Consider the following 14,906-nt stretch of genomic DNA (forward strand, 5'->3'; position numbering starts at 1 on the left):
AAGTGGAGCGGTAGTTCAGTTGGTTAGAATATCGGCCTGTCACGCCGAGGGTCGCGGGTTCGAGTCCCGTCCGCTCCGCCACTAACAAGTAGTAACGCATGGGGCACCGCGAGGTGCCTCAGTCGTTTCTGGGTTCCGAAAAGAAGGCTCCTGCATGCTTCAGTCCATCCGCGACCGTCTCACTGGGCCTATCGTCTGGTTCGTGATCGCCCTGATCGCAATTCCGTTCGCGTTCTGGGGCATCGACAGCTTCAACACCGGTGGTGGCGACCCTGTGGTGGTCAAGGTGGGCGACCAGAAAATCACTCAGGCCCAGTTCCGGCAGACCTACGGGCAGCGTTATGAGCAGTACCGCTCCTTGCTGGGCGAAAGCTTTCGTGCAGACCTCTTCGACGAGAGCAAATTTCGGGAAATGACGCTGGACGACATGGTGCAGGAGTCCGCGATGCGTCAGTACGCGCGCAGCGAAGGTTATCGCGCGAGCGACGCAACCCTGCGCGATTTCCTGGTCAGCGTTCCGGCGTTCCAGAAGGACGGAAAGTTCTCCGCCGACACGTACCGCGAGTTGCTCAAGCAGCAGGGCATGAAGCCGGATGCCTACGAAATCCAGCTCCGCGATGCGCTGGCGATCGAGCAGCTGCGCGCCACCGTGCAGGCCACCGCATTCGTGACGCCGGCTCAGGCCTGGGATGCTCAGCGCCTCGAAAAACAGGCGCGGCGCATCACCGTGGTGCCGGTCTCGTCGAAGAAGTTCCGCGACGGAGTCACGGTCACCGACGCACAGATCGCCGATCGTTACGAGACGGACAAGACCCGGTACATGTCGCGTGAGCGCCTCAAGCTCGCGTACGTCGAGGTTGATCGCACGAAGCTGGCTGCTGTCGAGGCGCCAGCCCCCGAAGTGCTCAAGGCCATCTACGACAGCGAGAAGGATCAGCGCTTCGCGTCGGGTGAGGAGCGTCGCGCCAGCCACATCCTGGTCAGCTTCGGTGCGGACAAGGATGCCGCGAAGAAAAAGGCCGACGAGCTTCTCGCGAGGATCAAGAGTGGTAGCGATTTCGCGCAGCTCGCGCGCGAACAGTCGGACGACACCGGTTCCAAGGAGCAGGGCGGCGATCTGGGTTGGGTGCGCAAGGGCATGATGGCGCCGAAATTCGAGACTGCTCTTTACGAGATTCCTGCAGCCAACGGCATCACGGGTCCCGTGGAAACCGAGTTCGGCTGGCACTTGATCAAGCTCGCCGAGATCAAGGCAGCGTCCACGCGTCCGCTGGACGACGCGGGCGTGCAGGCCGAATTGCTCGACGTCTATCGCAATCGCGAAGGCGAAAAGCGCTTCCAGGAACTCTCGACGAAGCTCGAGCAGCTCGCCTTCGAGAACACGACGCTGGAGCCGGTAGCAGCCGAACTCAAGCTCGAGATCAAGACGACCGACTGGTTCACGCGCGAGGGCGGTGAGGGCATTGCCGCCGTCGATGCGGTCAAACAGGTCGCGTTCTCTCCCGAAGTATTGGAGGCGAGCGAGAACAGCAAGCCCATTCGGGCCAGTGCCGATGCCCTGGTGGTGGTGCACAAAGCCGAGTACGAGCCGGCGCGTCAGCAGCCGCTCGAGGAAGTGAAGGAGCGCGTGCGCGAGACCGTGGTGACGGACGCTGCCGTCAAGCTGGCCAAAACGACGGCCGATGAGTTGGTGGCTCAGGTCAAGGCCGGGCAGTCGTTGAGCGACGCCGCCAAGGCCAAGAATCTGGAGGTGCAGTTCGACGGTCCCGCCGCTCGCGGGCAGTCGGGCCTGGAAGGCGCAGTGGGAAGCGCGATCTTCCGGATGCCACGCCCGGCGGCGGGCAGCGTGCATGTGGAAGCCGTCGACAACGGAAATGGCGGCGTCTCGGTCATCGCCCTGACCGAAGTCATCGATCCGCCCAAGCCGGACGAGGCTCAGCTCGCCACCGCGGGCAGCAGCGCGCGCGACAGCGTGGCTGGCGCGGAATTCGGCGCCTATCGCAAGACGGTCGAGGATGCGGTGAAGGTGAAGCGCATCAGCGCGCCCGACACCAAGACGGAAAACCCGGAGCTCTAACCGGATGAGCACAGCCCCGGTGAGCGACGAATCACGGGGCTGGAAAATGCCTGCCTTGCATTGGCAGGTCGCCGCGGCGCTGGTTGCCGCCGCCGTCGCCGGATCGCTGATCGGGCCGCAGCCGGATTTCATCGCCGGCTGTACCTTCGTCGGCAAGATCTTTCTGAACGCGCTGAAGATGGTGGTCGTGCCGCTGATCGTCGCGGCGATCATCAGCGGACTTTCGAGCGTCGCCGATGCCGGCGGTCTCGGCCGCATGGGTCTCAAGACGCTCGGCTATTACCTGGGCACCGGCTTGTTGGCGATCGTCGTCGGCCTGTTGTTCATCAACCTGCTTTCGCCGGGCATCATCGATGGCAAACCCGCCGGCCCCTCGATCGGCCTTGCGCAGGACACACAGGCCGTTGTCGGCAAGATCGAAGATAAGGGGGCGGGCGAGTTCCTGAAGGTGTTCGAGCTTATGTTTCCTCCGAACATCATCGAAGCCGCCGCCGACGGCCAGATGCTCGGTCTGATCTGCTTCTCCCTGCTGTTCGGCGCCTTCATCATGAAGCTGCCGGAGAAGGCGGCCACCGTGCAGCGCCAGTTCTGGAGCGGTCTGTATGACGTCATGACGGGCATGACGCGCCTGATCATGATGTTCGCGCCGATCGGCGTGTTCGGACTTGTGTCGCCGATCATCGCGCAGACCGGCTGGGCGGCGGCGGGACCGCTCGCGAAGTTCGTCGCCGCGGTATTGCTCGCGCTGTCGACGCACATGTTCATCACCTTGCCGCTGGTGCTGCGCTTCGTGGCGCGCGTGTCTCCGTTGGCACACTTCCGCGCAATGTGGCCGGCCATCACCACGGCGTTCTCGACCAGCTCCTCGGCCGCGACCCTGCCGGTGACGATCCAGTGCATGGAGGACAAAGCAGGGGTCCCGAAGAGCGTCACCAGCTTCGTCCTGCCGATCGGAACGACGGTGAATACCGACGGCTCGGCGCTCTACGAGGGCGCGGTCGTGATGTTCATCGCGCAGTGTTACGGCATCGACCTGAGCTTCGGGGCGCAGTTCCTGATCGTGAGTACGGCGTTGCTAACGGCGATCGGGGTTGCGGGAATCCCGTCGGCGAGCCTGGTGGCGATCGCCGTCATCCTCGGCGCCGTGGGGCTTCCGCTCGAAGGCATCGGCCTCGTGCTTGCAGTCGACCGGGTCCTCGACATGTGCCGAACGTCCGTCAACGTCTTCGGTGATTCCTGCTGCGCCGTCACGGTCGCGCGACTGGAAGGAGAAGACGGCGTGCTGGGCGAGCCGTCGTTGCGTGCGTCGAGGCAGGCCTGACAGCAGTTCGGCACGAAGCATTCGTGCCGTGACCTGAATCTCGTCGCAGTTTCAGCGACCGGGTATCTGCATCGGCGCCGATGCCCGGCGCCAGATCACGATTCCCAAACCGCGCAGACGCGCGCGGCGGGGGTGAAAGTCAGCGGATCGAGACGCCGAATACGCAGAGCATCGCGACGGCCATGACGCCGGCGACGAACGTGATGGCGGGCAGGGTGTAGAGAGCGCTGGAGTTCATCGGGAAGTCCTCGGTGTCTTTCAGGGCGCCTCGTGAAGAGGCGGTCGGCGGTGCGGGTTCTTGACGCGGACCCACGTTAAAACGCTCGACAAACACCGTGCTGCAAGACAGGTACCAGCGGTTTTCGGCGCCCGCTATTCGGTCAGGTAGAACGTGATCGTCGTGACCACGCGCACGTCCTTCTCGATGTTCTTGGTGTCCCCGTATTCCTCGCCGACATCGCGAATCAGGAAGCCGCCCTGCTGCGCATCCTTGATGCCTCCGACCTTCACGCCGGCGTTCACCGCGAATTCGTTGGCGGCGATCCGTGCGTTGGTCGTCGCCTCTTTCACCATCTCGGGCTTGATCGCGTTGAGCTTCGTGAAGTGATACGCGGGCGGGTTGTTGGTGATGGCCAGCCCCTGCGCGACCAGTGTGTTGAGCTTCGAGCGTACCTCCGCGACCTTGCGCACCTTGGCGGTCTCGACGTCGATCGAGCCGATCAGCGAGATCTTCTTCTCGACCAGCTTCTGGTTCTCGTCACGAAATTCCTCGGTAGAGGTGTCGATCACGCCGGGAGACAGCTCCGTCGCCTCGAAGCCGCTCTCGAGCAGCAGCGCCACGATCTTCTTCTGATCGACTTCGGACTGCGCGTAGAGCTGCGCCATGTCGGACGTCGACGTGCCGCTGACGGTGTACTGGATCTTCCAGAATGCGCGATCGGCCTCGACGCGCTTCTCGGCAAGTCCCTTGACCTCGGCAGTGTTCACCGCGACCTGGGAGTTGTAGATCGTCTGGCCGACGAAGTAGCCCGCAGTGGCGATGCCGGCACCGACCAGCAGCGCGGCGGCGATCACGGCGGCTCCGTTGACGTGGGTCATCTGCGCGCTCCCTTGCCTGATGCGGTCTCGCGTATCGCTTATCGCGGCCCCGATGCGGGACCGCGACGGGTTACGGGTACGGCTTATTCGTCGAAGCTCATGCCCATGATGTTGTAGCCGGCATCGACGTACAGGATTTCTCCGGTGACGCCGGACGCCAGATCCGAGGACAGGAACGCGGCCGCGTTGCCGACTTCCTCGATGCTGACGTTGCGCTTGAGCGGCGAGGCGCTGGCAGCCTTGTTCAGCATGGTACGGAAGCCCGTGATGCCGGCGGCGGCCAGTGTCTTGATCGGTCCGGCGGAGATGCCGTTGACGCGGATGCCCAGCTCGCCCAGTTCCGCCGCCATGAACCGCACGTTGGCTTCGAGACTGGCCTTGGCCGGGCCCATGACGTTGTACATCGGGACGGCGCGTACGGCGCCAAGGTAGGTCAGCGTGAGCATGCTGGCGTTGCGCCCGGCCATCAGCGGGCGGGCGGCCTTGCCCAGCGCTGCGAACGAATACGCGCTGATGTCGTGCGAGATCCGATAGCCCTCGCGCGTCACCGAGTCGAGGTACTTGCCTGCGAGCTGCTCGCGCGGCGCGAAGCCGATCGAGTGCACCAGCACGTCGAGTTCGCCCCACTGGTTCTTCAACTCCTTGAAGACCTCGTCGATCTGCGCGTCGTCGGAGACATCCAGCGGCAGGACCAGCTTCGAGCCGCAGCTCGCCGCGAATTCCTCGACGCGGCTCTTCAGGCGATCGCCCTGGTAGGTGAAGGCCAGCTCCGCGCCTTCACGCTTGAACGCCTCGGCGATACCGGTGGCGATGGAGCGGTCACTGGCGACGCCGGTGATGAGCGCTTTCTTGCCGGCCATGAAACCCATGCGGATATTCCTCTTGTGCGTACGGATGAGCGCCCAGTTTCCCGGTTTGAGAGTGGGCACGCCAGTGAGACGGGCGGCTCGGCGGGACCTCGCGCTACCAGGCCCTGTTGCCGGTCTGGAGGAATGCCGGCGACGCCGCTATGAAACCACCCTCTCCTCGCGGGGCGCGAGGAGAGGGACTCCGATCGGATCAGGTGGGCAGGAAGACGATCGGGTAGTTCGGGTACGTGAACTCGGGAACGTTCTTCGGGCCGAAGTTCAGCAGTTTCACGCGCTGGATGACCTTCTGCTCGAGATCCGGATCGCCCAGTTCGCTCGAAACCAGTTCGCAGGCCGTGACCGAGCCGTTTGGCGCGATCGTCAGACGGACCACCACCTTGCCGCGCAGATCCGGGTTCTCGCGCAGGGCGCGATTGAACATCGAATAGAACGAGGCCTTGTTGCGATCGAACACGAGCTGGATCTCTTCCAGCGTGCGTCCGGCGAGCTTGGCCTGGCCCGACTGCCCCGGCTTGGTCATGTCGGGACCGACGCCCTTGGGCGCCTGGACGACCGTGGTGCGGCGCTGGCCCAGCCCGGCACCGCTCTGCGTGCGCGGAGAGGTGTTGGAGGCCGTCCCGATGCCGCCGCTACCGCTGGCCGCAGAGGACGCCACCGAAGCAGCTCCACCGCCGCCGGCACCCGGGCGGGCGGAGATCACTTCGTCGCTGAGCGGGCGCGCTGCATCCAGGCCCGACAGGGAGTTGTCACGCAGGTCGGCAAGCTGGTCGGCGAGCGCGTTGATGCCGCTGGCCTTGGCTACTTCACGCGCGGCCTGCTCGAGCTGCTGCTGCGTCGGCTCGGGCTTGGGCGGCGTGACGGCCTTCGGCGCGGGCTCCTTCTTGGGCTCGGGCTTCTTGACCTCCTTGACTGGCTCCGGCTCGGGCTTTTCTTCTTCTGCCGGCTTGGGCTCCTCGACCTGTTCCGCGATCTCGGCATCCGGAAGGATGTTCACGTACGTGGTGTCGGTGGTTTCACCGCCGCCTTCCTGTACGCCCAGCAGTTCGAGGAACGGAATGATGACCGCCAGGATCACGAAGATGATGCCCACCACCGTCGAGATGCGACGGAAGCGGCGATCGGCGGCCTCGTTGAAGGCCCAGCCTTCGGCTGAGAGCACGAACATGCTCATAGCGCTTCGGCCCCTTCCTTCTCGATCACGGCCAGCGAGATCTTGGCGAAGCGCGTGTCGCTGCACGTCGCCATGACTTTCTTGAGCACGTGAAAGGGAATGGACTTGTCGGCCATGATGTTGACGTCACCGCGGGTGAGCTGGCCCGCCCCGGCGCCATCGACCTGCATCAGCGTCTCTTCGTTGAGCTTGTACTTGAGATCCGGCAGCACCGTGGTGGTCGAGGCCGCGGCATCCGCCGTGCTCATCACCCGCTTGGTGTCGACGATGATGTCCTCGGGTGTGATGAGGATCAGCACCGTCTGCTTGGGGTCTTCCTTGGCGATCGACTCCGGCAACTGGAGCGCCTTGGGACTCGGAAGGATCTCGACGACCAGCGCGTTGACGAGCAGGTAGAAGACGAGAATCGCGAAGATGTCGATCAGCGAGACGACGTTGAGTTCGCCTTCGCGGGCTTCCCTGCGAAGTTCGCGGACGATCTTGCGGGCACGACGGGCACCGGCATTCATGGTGCGCCTCCCTGATCGAGCTTCTGGGCTTCGCCCACCGAGATGTTCGGGAACAGCTCGCGCGGAAGACCGGTAGCGCGTGCTTCGGCCGGCGTCAGACGGATGGCATCCATGATCTTGACCATGTCGTCATAGACGACGTCGGCTTCCATCATCAGCACGATGTTCTGTTCCGATGGCTTGGTTTTCTTGACCTCCACGAGCAGATCCGACAACGCGCTGAGGTTGTAGCCCTGCGGTGTGTTGACGATGTTGCGCACCGCACCCTGGCTGTCGGACACCTCGATGACGCCCTTTCGCACGACGGCGGTGAGCTGGAGCTTCTGCTGCTCCGGGATCGATTGCTTGTCGGGCGCCGGCAGGTTGAGGTTGATCACGTTGAGTCGTGCTGCGGCGAGCGACGAGCTCACCAGCAGGAAGAACACCAGCACGGCGAACACGTCGATCATCGACACGATGTTCAGGCGCACGACACGGGCGCCGAACTTGTGCTGGCGCTCCATGCGGCGGACGCGGCGCGTCATCTTCATGGCTTAAGGCCTGTTTCTGGACAGTGCGAAAGGCCTGCGCGGATCAGACGCTGCTCCGCGTGCGGCCGCAGACGGTGCTGACGAACTTGGCGCAGACGCCTTCCAGGCCGTCGACCAGGGCCGTCGTGCGGCTCTGCAGGTAGGCGTGGATCATCAGCGTCGGGATGGCGGTCATCAGGCCGAACGCGGTGCAGTTCATGGCCTCGGAAATACCGGCCGAGAGCAGGTCCGCCTTCTCCGCAGGGTCCGCGCTGCCCAGTGCTGCGAACGCACCGATCAGGCCGATGACGGTACCCAGCAGGCCCATCAGCACCGACATGTTCGAGAACGTCGCGAGGTAGTGCGTGCGCTTTTCGATCGCCGGAAGGACTTCCATCAGGCCTTCTTCGGTGGCTACTTCGACTTCGCTGCGCTTGTTCTCGACGCGCGACTGCGCGATGCCGTTGGACAGGATGCGGCCGATGGCCGTGTCCGAATCCTTGACCAGGCGCTCGGCGCCTTCGATCTCGCCGCGGCTCAGCAGCGGCTGCACAGCGGTCCACAGCTTCTTGTTCTCACGCTCGGTGCGGCCGAGGAAGACCCAGCGTTCGATCGTGATGCAGATCGCCAGTACGAGCACGACGGCGATCGGATACATGAACAGGCCGCCTTTCTGGAAGAAGGTGACGATGGCGGAGAGTAAGTCCATGGGGATTCTCGGTTGACGTTGCAGGAGTTGTATTGAAAAGCGCGAAAGCTGTTATTTGAAGCGTAAGTGTTACAAGCGGTGCGGCTCAGGGTTTTGCCGGTGCCGCAGCGGGCGCAAGCTTTGCGTTCGCAGCAGCGGTGAGAGCTTTGTGATACTCGACTTGGCGGGCGAAGACATCGCGATCGATCGGCGTCATTTCCACTTGCAGCAAGCGTGCCGGACGATCGATGTCCTGTTCCGCAAACGCGTTGCGCCAAGGCGTGATGTACAGGCCGATTGGCGATTCGCGTTCACCGACGATCGTGGTGCCGGAGTCGTCGCGCAGATCTTCGCGCGCGCCGCCGACCGCGACCGCAGGTTGTTCGTCACCGGCTTTCGGAGGGGCAGGCTTCGGCTGCTGCTGCGCGTTCGCCATCAGCGGTGCGCCGAGTGCCAGGACCAGGAGCAGACGTCGGAGCATCACTTGACCCCCTGTTCGGCTTGGCCCGCAGGGACGGCAGCTTCTTCAGCCTTGGGCTGACGCGCCTCGATCTCGGCGATCCACGGCAGCACGCGCAGGTCCTTGCCGCCGCTCAGACGGTAGTACTCACGATAGTGGGCAATCGCTTCGTTCGGCTGGTTGAGCTGATCTTCCAGCAGCAGACCCAGATTCAGGTGCGCGGCGGCGTAATCGGGCTTGACCGAGATCGCCTTCTCGTAGCTTTCCTTGGCACGCGGGAAGTTGCCGGCCTCGCGATTCACGATGCCGAGCCAGTTGAACGCCGATGCGTTCTGACCGTTGGCCGTGGCTGCGCGCGTGAACGCGGCAATCGCCTCGTTGCGACGATTGGACTTTGCGAACAGGATCCCGAGGTTCGTCTGCGGGCCCGAGAATTCAGGGAAATCCCGCGAGAGGGCCATGAACGCTGCCTCGGCTTCCTTGGTCTTCTTCTGCTTCATCAGCTCGAGGGCTTCGGCGAAGCGGCCTTCGGGATCGCCCTTGTCGGCAGCAGGCTCGGTGGGCTCGGACGGCGTTGCCGAAGTATCCGGCGTGGCCGAACGGTCCGGCCTCGTGGACGACTTGCCGCCGCAGCCGGCAAGGGCCGCGGCCATCACGAAGGCGAGTGCGATCTGGCGCAGCATCTGCGAACCCGTGTCAGCGCAGAGTGCCATACGTGTCCTCGCTCTGTTCGCGCTTCGAATACTTGCCCGGTGCGATCTTCACCAGCGCCGCGGCGCTCTGCTTGACCCAGGTGTCGTAACGGCCTTGCTCGATGCGCTTGATGTTCGCCTCGTGCGCCTGGATCGCCTTCTCCTCGAACGGGAAAGCCTGCTCCTCGAGAAGCAGATTGTACTGCTCGAGTTCGAGATCCTTGAGCTTGGCCGGACGCTCCGAGGTCATCAGCGACTGGCCGAAGTCCTGGTACAGGCCCGCGATCTCGAACGTCGCAGCGGTGGTCGTCTCGGCAAAGCCGTAACCCGCGGCCTGATTGAGCGAACCGATCGCGGTTTCCATCGCTTCCTTCTTCGCGGCGAGGCTCTTGTCCAACGGAGCGGTCAGGCGCAGCTTGCGAGCGTCGAGCGCAGCCATGCGGCCCAGTTCGAGACTCGATTTGGCAGCCAGCGTGCGGGTGGCATCGGTGCGCTGATTGCCCGCTCCCTGATCGGCCTTGACGATTTCCTTGAGCCAGTAGACCTGCGTCGCCGTGTCGCCACGCGCCAGCGACAAGTCCACCAGCCGCGAGCGGGCTTCCATGGCGCGGTCGAGAGGACGCGGGAACGCGGTCACGTACGCCTGGTGAGCGCGGAAGGATTCGGCCGGCTGCTTCGCACCGTCGTAGAGCTTGGCGGCCTGCCACGAGGCTTCGCGGCGCACCGGTTCGGCTTCGCTCGTGCGTGCGGCGATGCGCTCGTAGGCCTGCGCCGCCTGCGCCGGCTTGTTGTCGGCCTCGTAGGCGCCGGCCAGCTTCTTGTCGACGTCCGCGGACAGCGTGTTGGTCGGGAAGCGGGTGCGGAACGATTCCAGGACCTGTGTCGCGGCCGGCCAGTCCTTGAGTTCGACCAGGCTCGAGGCCGCGTCGTAATCCGCGTTGGCGCGGATCTTCGAATCGGGCGTGACGCGGCCGACGCGCAGGAAGTCGTCGACGGCCTTGCGCAGGTCCTTCGATTCCTTGGCAGCTTCGCCCTGCTTGTAGATGCTGGCGGCGAGCTGCTCGGTGACTTCGGAGCGCTCCGCCGTGCCGGCCGGGATCAACGCCAGTTCCTGCGCGTAGGCAACTTCGGCAGCCGGATAATTCTTCTGCTGGAACTGCGCGTCGGAGGTCACGCTCCAGGCGTTGCGTCGCAGCACCGGATCGACATTCGGGCCGGCGTCGAGCACGCGCTTGGCGACGGTGATCGACTCGTCCAGCGACTTCATCTCGAACAGGTCCTGCGCGGCCTGCGACAGCACCGGCAGACGCGACGGATGCTGCGGGTACGTATCGGCCAGCTTCAGGCCGGAGTCGACAGCCTGGCGCAGCGCGACCGGGCGCTGGGCCGCCGGAACTTCCTTCGCATTCTTCTCGTACGCCTGGAAGGCGGCGAGGGCGGCCTCACCCGATTTCGAGTGCGGCGGGTACTTGTACGCCGTCTCGGTGTACTGCTCCGCGGCGTCGAGCGTCTTGCCGCCATCGAGCAGGGCATCGCCGAGCAGGAAATTGATCTCCGCGATCTTCGGATCGTTCGGATAGATCTCGATCGTGCGCTTGTACCACTTGGCCGCAACCAGGAACTGGTCACGCTTGCCGACCTTGTCGGTCTGCGCCTGCGAGTGGTTGTACTTGGCCAGGTCCTCGAGGTGGCCGCGCAGCGCGGTCATCACTTCGGGCGTGGGTTTGGCGCCGGCCCAATACGGCGCGGCCGGATCGTACGTGGTGGCGTAGCGTTCCTTCTCGCGCGTCACCAGGTCGCCGAATCCGCCGCTGGCGTAGGCGTCGATCACGCGCGACTGGAACGTCGGCGCGAGTTCGTGCTTCGCATAACGCTGCGTGAAGGCCGTGAAGGCTTCGGCGGCATCGGTGAAGCGCTGCTTTTCGAGCAGCATGGCGCCCAGTGCGTTGTAGACCAGCGGGTAGAAGCGCGGGTCGCCGTTCTTGGCGAAGCTCTCGCTGACGGCCATGCCGCCGCCCAGCGCCGCGAACGACAGCGACACCACGCGCAGCGAATCACGCGCCAGGTCGGTCTTGCCACGCTCGACGCCTGCGAGCGCTTCCTCGACTTCGAGCGGAACCGGATCGTCGGGCAGCTCGCGATCCAGGATGTCGAAGAAAGTCGCGATGGCGGCGTCGAACTTGGACTGGCGGTACTGCGACCAGCCCTTCATGTACTGGGCCGGCTCGAAGAACGGCGTGCGATCGTCGTAGGACATGACAGTCGCAAACTCGGCTTCGGCCTCGGGAAAGCGGTCGAGCCGATAGAGCAGGTCGGCGCGGCGGAAGTGCGCGTCGCCGGTCAGCGCGGAATTCTTGAAATCCTTCGAAAGCTTGTCCAGCGTGGCGATCGCGTCTTCGCTCTTGCCGAGGTTCTGCTGGGCACGCGCAAGCTGGTACAGGATGCGATCGTTCTTCTCGTCCTGGGGCCGCTCGTTGAGCAGACGCTCGTAGGTGCGAACTGCCGAGCGCAGCTGCGTTTCGCTCTCGGTGGTTCCGCCCGCCAGATCGTCGGTCTGGACCTGCAGGTCGGCGAGTCGACGCTGCGCCTCGGCCTGGACGTTGGCGTCCGGCTTCATCGCCAGCAGCTTCTTGTAGTTCTCGAGGGCCTTGTCGGCATCCGGGGCAATCGGTTCCGACCGGATGACCGGGATCTTGGCCTCGTCAGGGTTCTCCTTCTTCTTCTCGGCCAACACGGAGCGAATCGACGGGGCAGGCTTGCCGGCACCATCACTGGCGCAGCCGACGAGCCAGACCGCGAGGCAGCTGGCGGCCAGCGTGCGCAGCATGTGGGGCGGAAGGGGAATCACTTGACGTCGACCTCGTCAGCATCGCCCGAGGGCGTCTTCTTGGCGGGCTTTCGGAGAATCTGCGGTTCCAGCGGTTTGGTCTTGTCGATCTCGGCTTCCCCTCGCTGTAGCTTCTGCTTGCGAATGGGCTTGCCTGCATCGTCCATCTCGACTTCGTCCTGGTCCTGTTCTGGCAGGGCGCCGTCATACATGCGCGCCAGCGCGAAGCGGGTCTCGACCAGATATTTGTCGATCGTCCCCTTCTGCAGGTTTAATTCTTCCAGCGCCATCTTCTGCAATTGCGCCGCGGCGTCGCGCTGCGACTTGGTGATGATCGGCATCATCGCGGAGCTGCGCGAGCGCACGCTCTGCAGGCGTTCGAACGGGCCGTCGAACTTCGAAGGCACCAGGCTCAGCTTGAGCGGCGGGACCTTGGCGGGTGCGCCCGGCGCAGGCGCGGTGTAGGAACCGGGGGCGGCGAGCGTGGTGGCTTCCTCGAGCTGCAGGTCGCCCTTCTCGTGCTCGGGCTTCCAGGTGCGCTTGGCGCGCTGGAACAGCGTGCGCGGCTCGATCATCGCGCGCGTGGAATCGTTGAACGAGGCGTCGACCTTGGAGATGCGACCCTTCCACCCTTCCAGGCTGCGATTGAGCATGCGCAGATCGCGGTAGTTCTTCAACGATTCCAGGTAACGGTGTTCGGCGATCAGCGACTGCAGATAATAGGTCTCGGGCGCGTCGGGCAGATCGCGCAGTTCCCACATCCAGCCGCTCTCGGAGTTGGCGTCGCGCTGGACGATCGTTTCGACCATGCGGCCGCTGTTGATCGAAGTGATCGCAGCATCGGTGCGTTTGCGCGCGGCTTCCAGGCGATCGGCAGCCTGCTCGTAGAACTGCGTAGCCTGCAGATGTGCCCCCAGGCGATCGAGCGCAAACGGCACGGCCAGCCAGGATTCCTGGACCGCGGGATCCTGCGGATCGCGGTCGACGAGCATCGACCACACCTGGAGCGCGCGACGCAGTCCGGCCTCTTCGTCCTTGGCAGCTCCACCGCGGCGGAAGTTGCGTATGCCGGCGCGATCGTAAGGATCGTCGAGGTAACCGCGGCGCAGCAGCACACCGAGCGAGGAGAACGTGTTGAACGGATCGTTCAGCTCGCGCAGTTTCTGATCTTCGGTCAGCTCGCCGCGGGTCTGTCGCTTGCCCTGCGGCGCGATTTCGGACCAGCCGATGCCCAGCAGCGCGCGATTGGCGTAGATGCCCTCGCTCTGCACGCGGACCAGCACCGGCTTGGCGGACCCGCCGAGCTGGTTCTGCAGGAAGTGCCAGCCCAGCGTGGTGTTGGCGCGATCACGCAGCGCCCGGACCAGTTCGCTCTTGCCGGTGTGGCGTCCCACGCGATCGAGTGCGGTGCGGCCTTCAGCGAGCCGACCGTCGTTGATCAGCGCGACGCCGAGGTTGTAGCGCATGAACGCCGCATCGTCGGTGTCGTCGTCCACACCTTCGAGAACCGTGATGGCCTCGTTGTAGCGACCCTGCGCCATCAGTACGCGCGAGTACAGATCCTTCCACTCGATTTCGAGTTCGGGCGGCAATTTTTCGCGCGCCCTCAGCAGGCTCGCGCGGGCCTCGTCGAGATAGCCACGCTGGTAGGAGAATTCGGCGAGGCGAATGCGCGCCTGGCCTCCGACCACGGGGTCCGCGGCGGCGGCGGCGACCGAGCGATACAGATTCTCGGCGCGGTCGCGCAGACCGAACGAGAGGCTGTACTCGGCGATCGCCGACCAGTATTCGGGTGAAGCTTCGAAATCCGGTCCGGCCGCCCGCTGCAGCTTCTGCAGCTCGGTGATGGCGGAATAGAAACGCTCGTCACCCCCCAGGAAGATCGCCGACCGCACATGCGGATCGTCGGCGGAGCCGGGGACATAGGTGTCCGCCAACGCGGCGAACGACAACAAGAGAGCCGACAGCGCCGTCGGCACGACCAGGCGACGCTTCATTCTTCCGCCGCCCTCCATTCCTTGAGCTTCATCGCCGGCTCGGACTTGTTACGACCGCGGAAGACCTGGAGTTCCACTTCGGCTGCTTCCAGATCCTTGGTGAACGTGGCCTCGAACTCGCCCGTTACCGGTATCGGCTTCTTGTCGCCCGCGACATAGTTGCCTTTGTAGCTGACACGCAGGCGATGAACCCCGCGTTCCACGTTGGTGAGCAGCAGACGTTGCAGCGCACCGTCGACAAGCAGAGCTCGTGAATCCTGGTCGCCGTAGTGATAGGTCACCGGCTGGCGATCGTCGAGCGTCAAGCTGAAGTCGGTCAGCAGCACGTTCTTCAAAGTATTGCTGACGTAGACCGACAAACGGGTCTGCGGCGGGTAGAGGAAGGCCTCCTCGGCCATCAACGAGTCCCGATTGAACTGGATCGTCTCGTCCTTGACCGCCTGGATCGTCTGGTCGAGCGTGATCGCGCCATCGTCGACCGGGACCGGCGCCACTGCGTGCGCACCCGTGACCGGAAAGGCCAAAAGGGCACAGACGCAAAGGTGTCTCAGAGCCGTTCGGCCAGAGAAATGAGGCATCAGGGGGTCGGGGTGCCGATGTTGAGCGAGCGAGTTTAGCAAATGATCTTCGCTGTCGAGGGTCGTGCGGCAATGACCCGAACGGCGCGTCGGATGGTCCGACAGCCGGT

At 64.4% G+C, this 14,906-nt stretch carries 13 protein-coding genes and 1 tRNA gene; 3 read left to right on the forward strand and 11 right to left on the reverse strand.

All coding sequences use genetic code 11. The annotated features are described in order from the left end of the window. Nucleotides 1-4 precede the first annotated feature (4 nt). From DFR24_RS00265 to DFR24_RS00275, 3 genes are all read left to right on the forward strand, one after another. Nucleotides 5-81: transfer RNA gene (locus DFR24_RS00265), tRNA-Asp, on the forward strand. Nucleotides 82-154: 73 nt separating this feature from the next. Next, nucleotides 155-2,077, forward strand: coding sequence for a SurA N-terminal domain-containing protein (locus tag DFR24_RS00270; RefSeq protein ID WP_133879361.1), 1,923 nt, complete (start codon nucleotides 155-157; stop codon nucleotides 2,075-2,077). A gap of 46 nt (nucleotides 2,078-2,123) precedes the next feature. Next, nucleotides 2,124-3,398 (forward strand): dicarboxylate/amino acid:cation symporter, encoded by a 1,275-nt coding sequence (locus DFR24_RS00275; protein ID WP_133879362.1) that lies wholly within the window; start codon nucleotides 2,124-2,126, stop codon nucleotides 3,396-3,398. A gap of 372 nt (nucleotides 3,399-3,770) precedes the next feature. On the opposite strand, the gene DFR24_RS00280 is transcribed toward DFR24_RS00275, so the two are convergent. The 11 genes from DFR24_RS00280 to DFR24_RS00330 all read right to left on the reverse strand — a co-directional run bounded on the left by DFR24_RS00280 (nucleotide 3,771) and on the right by DFR24_RS00330 (nucleotide 14,712). After that, the gene (locus DFR24_RS00280) at nucleotides 3,771-4,496 is read right to left on the reverse strand and encodes an SIMPL domain-containing protein (RefSeq protein ID WP_133879363.1); all 726 of its coding nucleotides are present in this window, start codon (nucleotides 4,494-4,496) and stop codon (nucleotides 3,771-3,773) included. 83 nt (nucleotides 4,497-4,579) lie between these two features. Continuing rightward, nucleotides 4,580-5,365 carry an enoyl-ACP reductase FabI gene (locus DFR24_RS00285; RefSeq protein ID WP_133879364.1) on the reverse strand — a complete coding sequence of 262 codons (786 nt, stop codon included), beginning with the start codon at nucleotides 5,363-5,365 and terminating at the stop codon, nucleotides 4,580-4,582. Between the two features lie 190 nt (nucleotides 5,366-5,555). Continuing rightward, entirely contained in the window at nucleotides 5,556-6,530 is a 975-nt protein-coding gene (locus DFR24_RS00290) for an AgmX/PglI C-terminal domain-containing protein (RefSeq protein ID WP_246051446.1), read from the reverse strand. 2 nt (nucleotides 6,531-6,532) lie between these two features. Then, complete coding sequence (locus DFR24_RS00295; protein WP_133879366.1) at nucleotides 6,533-7,045, reverse strand: ExbD/TolR family protein; 513 nt, start codon at nucleotides 7,043-7,045, stop codon at nucleotides 6,533-6,535. Then, on the reverse strand, nucleotides 7,042-7,575 hold the full coding sequence (locus DFR24_RS00300; RefSeq protein WP_246051447.1) for an ExbD/TolR family protein: 534 nt from the start codon (nucleotides 7,573-7,575) through the stop codon (nucleotides 7,042-7,044). The genes DFR24_RS00295 and DFR24_RS00300 overlap by 4 nt, the downstream gene beginning before the upstream one ends. A gap of 43 nt (nucleotides 7,576-7,618) precedes the next feature. Further along, the gene (locus tag DFR24_RS00305) at nucleotides 7,619-8,263 is read right to left on the reverse strand and encodes a MotA/TolQ/ExbB proton channel family protein (protein WP_133879367.1); all 645 of its coding nucleotides are present in this window, start codon (nucleotides 8,261-8,263) and stop codon (nucleotides 7,619-7,621) included. Between the two features lie 85 nt (nucleotides 8,264-8,348). Beyond that, nucleotides 8,349-8,678 carry a hypothetical protein gene (locus DFR24_RS00310; RefSeq protein WP_133879368.1) on the reverse strand — a complete coding sequence of 110 codons (330 nt, stop codon included), beginning with the start codon at nucleotides 8,676-8,678 and terminating at the stop codon, nucleotides 8,349-8,351. A 44-nt stretch (nucleotides 8,679-8,722) separates the two neighbouring features. Further along, nucleotides 8,723-9,415 (reverse strand): tetratricopeptide repeat protein, encoded by a 693-nt coding sequence (locus DFR24_RS00315; RefSeq protein ID WP_246051448.1) that lies wholly within the window; start codon nucleotides 9,413-9,415, stop codon nucleotides 8,723-8,725. Continuing rightward, nucleotides 9,399-12,242 (reverse strand): tetratricopeptide repeat protein, encoded by a 2,844-nt coding sequence (locus DFR24_RS00320; protein WP_246051449.1) that lies wholly within the window; start codon nucleotides 12,240-12,242, stop codon nucleotides 9,399-9,401. Before DFR24_RS00320 ends, DFR24_RS00315 begins: the two co-directional genes overlap by 17 nt. Next, the gene (locus DFR24_RS00325) at nucleotides 12,239-14,218 is read right to left on the reverse strand and encodes a tetratricopeptide repeat protein (protein ID WP_162850948.1); all 1,980 of its coding nucleotides are present in this window, start codon (nucleotides 14,216-14,218) and stop codon (nucleotides 12,239-12,241) included. Before DFR24_RS00325 ends, DFR24_RS00320 begins: the two co-directional genes overlap by 4 nt. Beyond that, nucleotides 14,215-14,712, reverse strand: coding sequence for a hypothetical protein (locus DFR24_RS00330; RefSeq protein ID WP_133879370.1), 498 nt, complete (start codon nucleotides 14,710-14,712; stop codon nucleotides 14,215-14,217). The genes DFR24_RS00325 and DFR24_RS00330 overlap by 4 nt, the downstream gene beginning before the upstream one ends. Between the last annotated feature and the right edge of the window lie 194 nt (nucleotides 14,713-14,906).

Source organism: Panacagrimonas perspica, from assembly GCF_004364935.1.
GTDB lineage: Bacteria > Pseudomonadota > Gammaproteobacteria > Nevskiales > Nevskiaceae > Panacagrimonas > Panacagrimonas perspica.

What these genes read in the sequence shown, in the direction of transcription:
- DFR24_RS00270 (WP_133879361.1), top strand. Translation starts at nt 155, where the DNA reads ATGCTTCAGTCCATCCGCGACCGTCTCACTGGGCCTATCGTCTGGTTC.
- DFR24_RS00275 (WP_133879362.1), top strand. Translation starts at nt 2,124, where the DNA reads ATGCCTGCCTTGCATTGGCAGGTCGCCGCGGCGCTGGTTGCCGCCGCC.
- DFR24_RS00280 (WP_133879363.1), bottom strand. Translation starts at nt 4,496, where the DNA reads ATGACCCACGTCAACGGAGCCGCCGTGATCGCCGCCGCGCTGCTGGTC.
- DFR24_RS00285 (WP_133879364.1), bottom strand. Translation starts at nt 5,365, where the DNA reads ATGGGTTTCATGGCCGGCAAGAAAGCGCTCATCACCGGCGTCGCCAGT.
- DFR24_RS00290 (WP_246051446.1), bottom strand. Translation starts at nt 6,530, where the DNA reads ATGTTCGTGCTCTCAGCCGAAGGCTGGGCCTTCAACGAGGCCGCCGAT.
- DFR24_RS00295 (WP_133879366.1), bottom strand. Translation starts at nt 7,045, where the DNA reads ATGAATGCCGGTGCCCGTCGTGCCCGCAAGATCGTCCGCGAACTTCGC.
- DFR24_RS00300 (WP_246051447.1), bottom strand. Translation starts at nt 7,575, where the DNA reads ATGAAGATGACGCGCCGCGTCCGCCGCATGGAGCGCCAGCACAAGTTC.
- DFR24_RS00305 (WP_133879367.1), bottom strand. Translation starts at nt 8,263, where the DNA reads ATGGACTTACTCTCCGCCATCGTCACCTTCTTCCAGAAAGGCGGCCTG.
- DFR24_RS00310 (WP_133879368.1), bottom strand. Translation starts at nt 8,678, where the DNA reads ATGGCGAACGCGCAGCAGCAGCCGAAGCCTGCCCCTCCGAAAGCCGGT.
- DFR24_RS00315 (WP_246051448.1), bottom strand. Translation starts at nt 9,415, where the DNA reads ATGGCACTCTGCGCTGACACGGGTTCGCAGATGCTGCGCCAGATCGCA.
- DFR24_RS00325 (WP_162850948.1), bottom strand. Translation starts at nt 14,218, where the DNA reads ATGAAGCGTCGCCTGGTCGTGCCGACGGCGCTGTCGGCTCTCTTGTTG.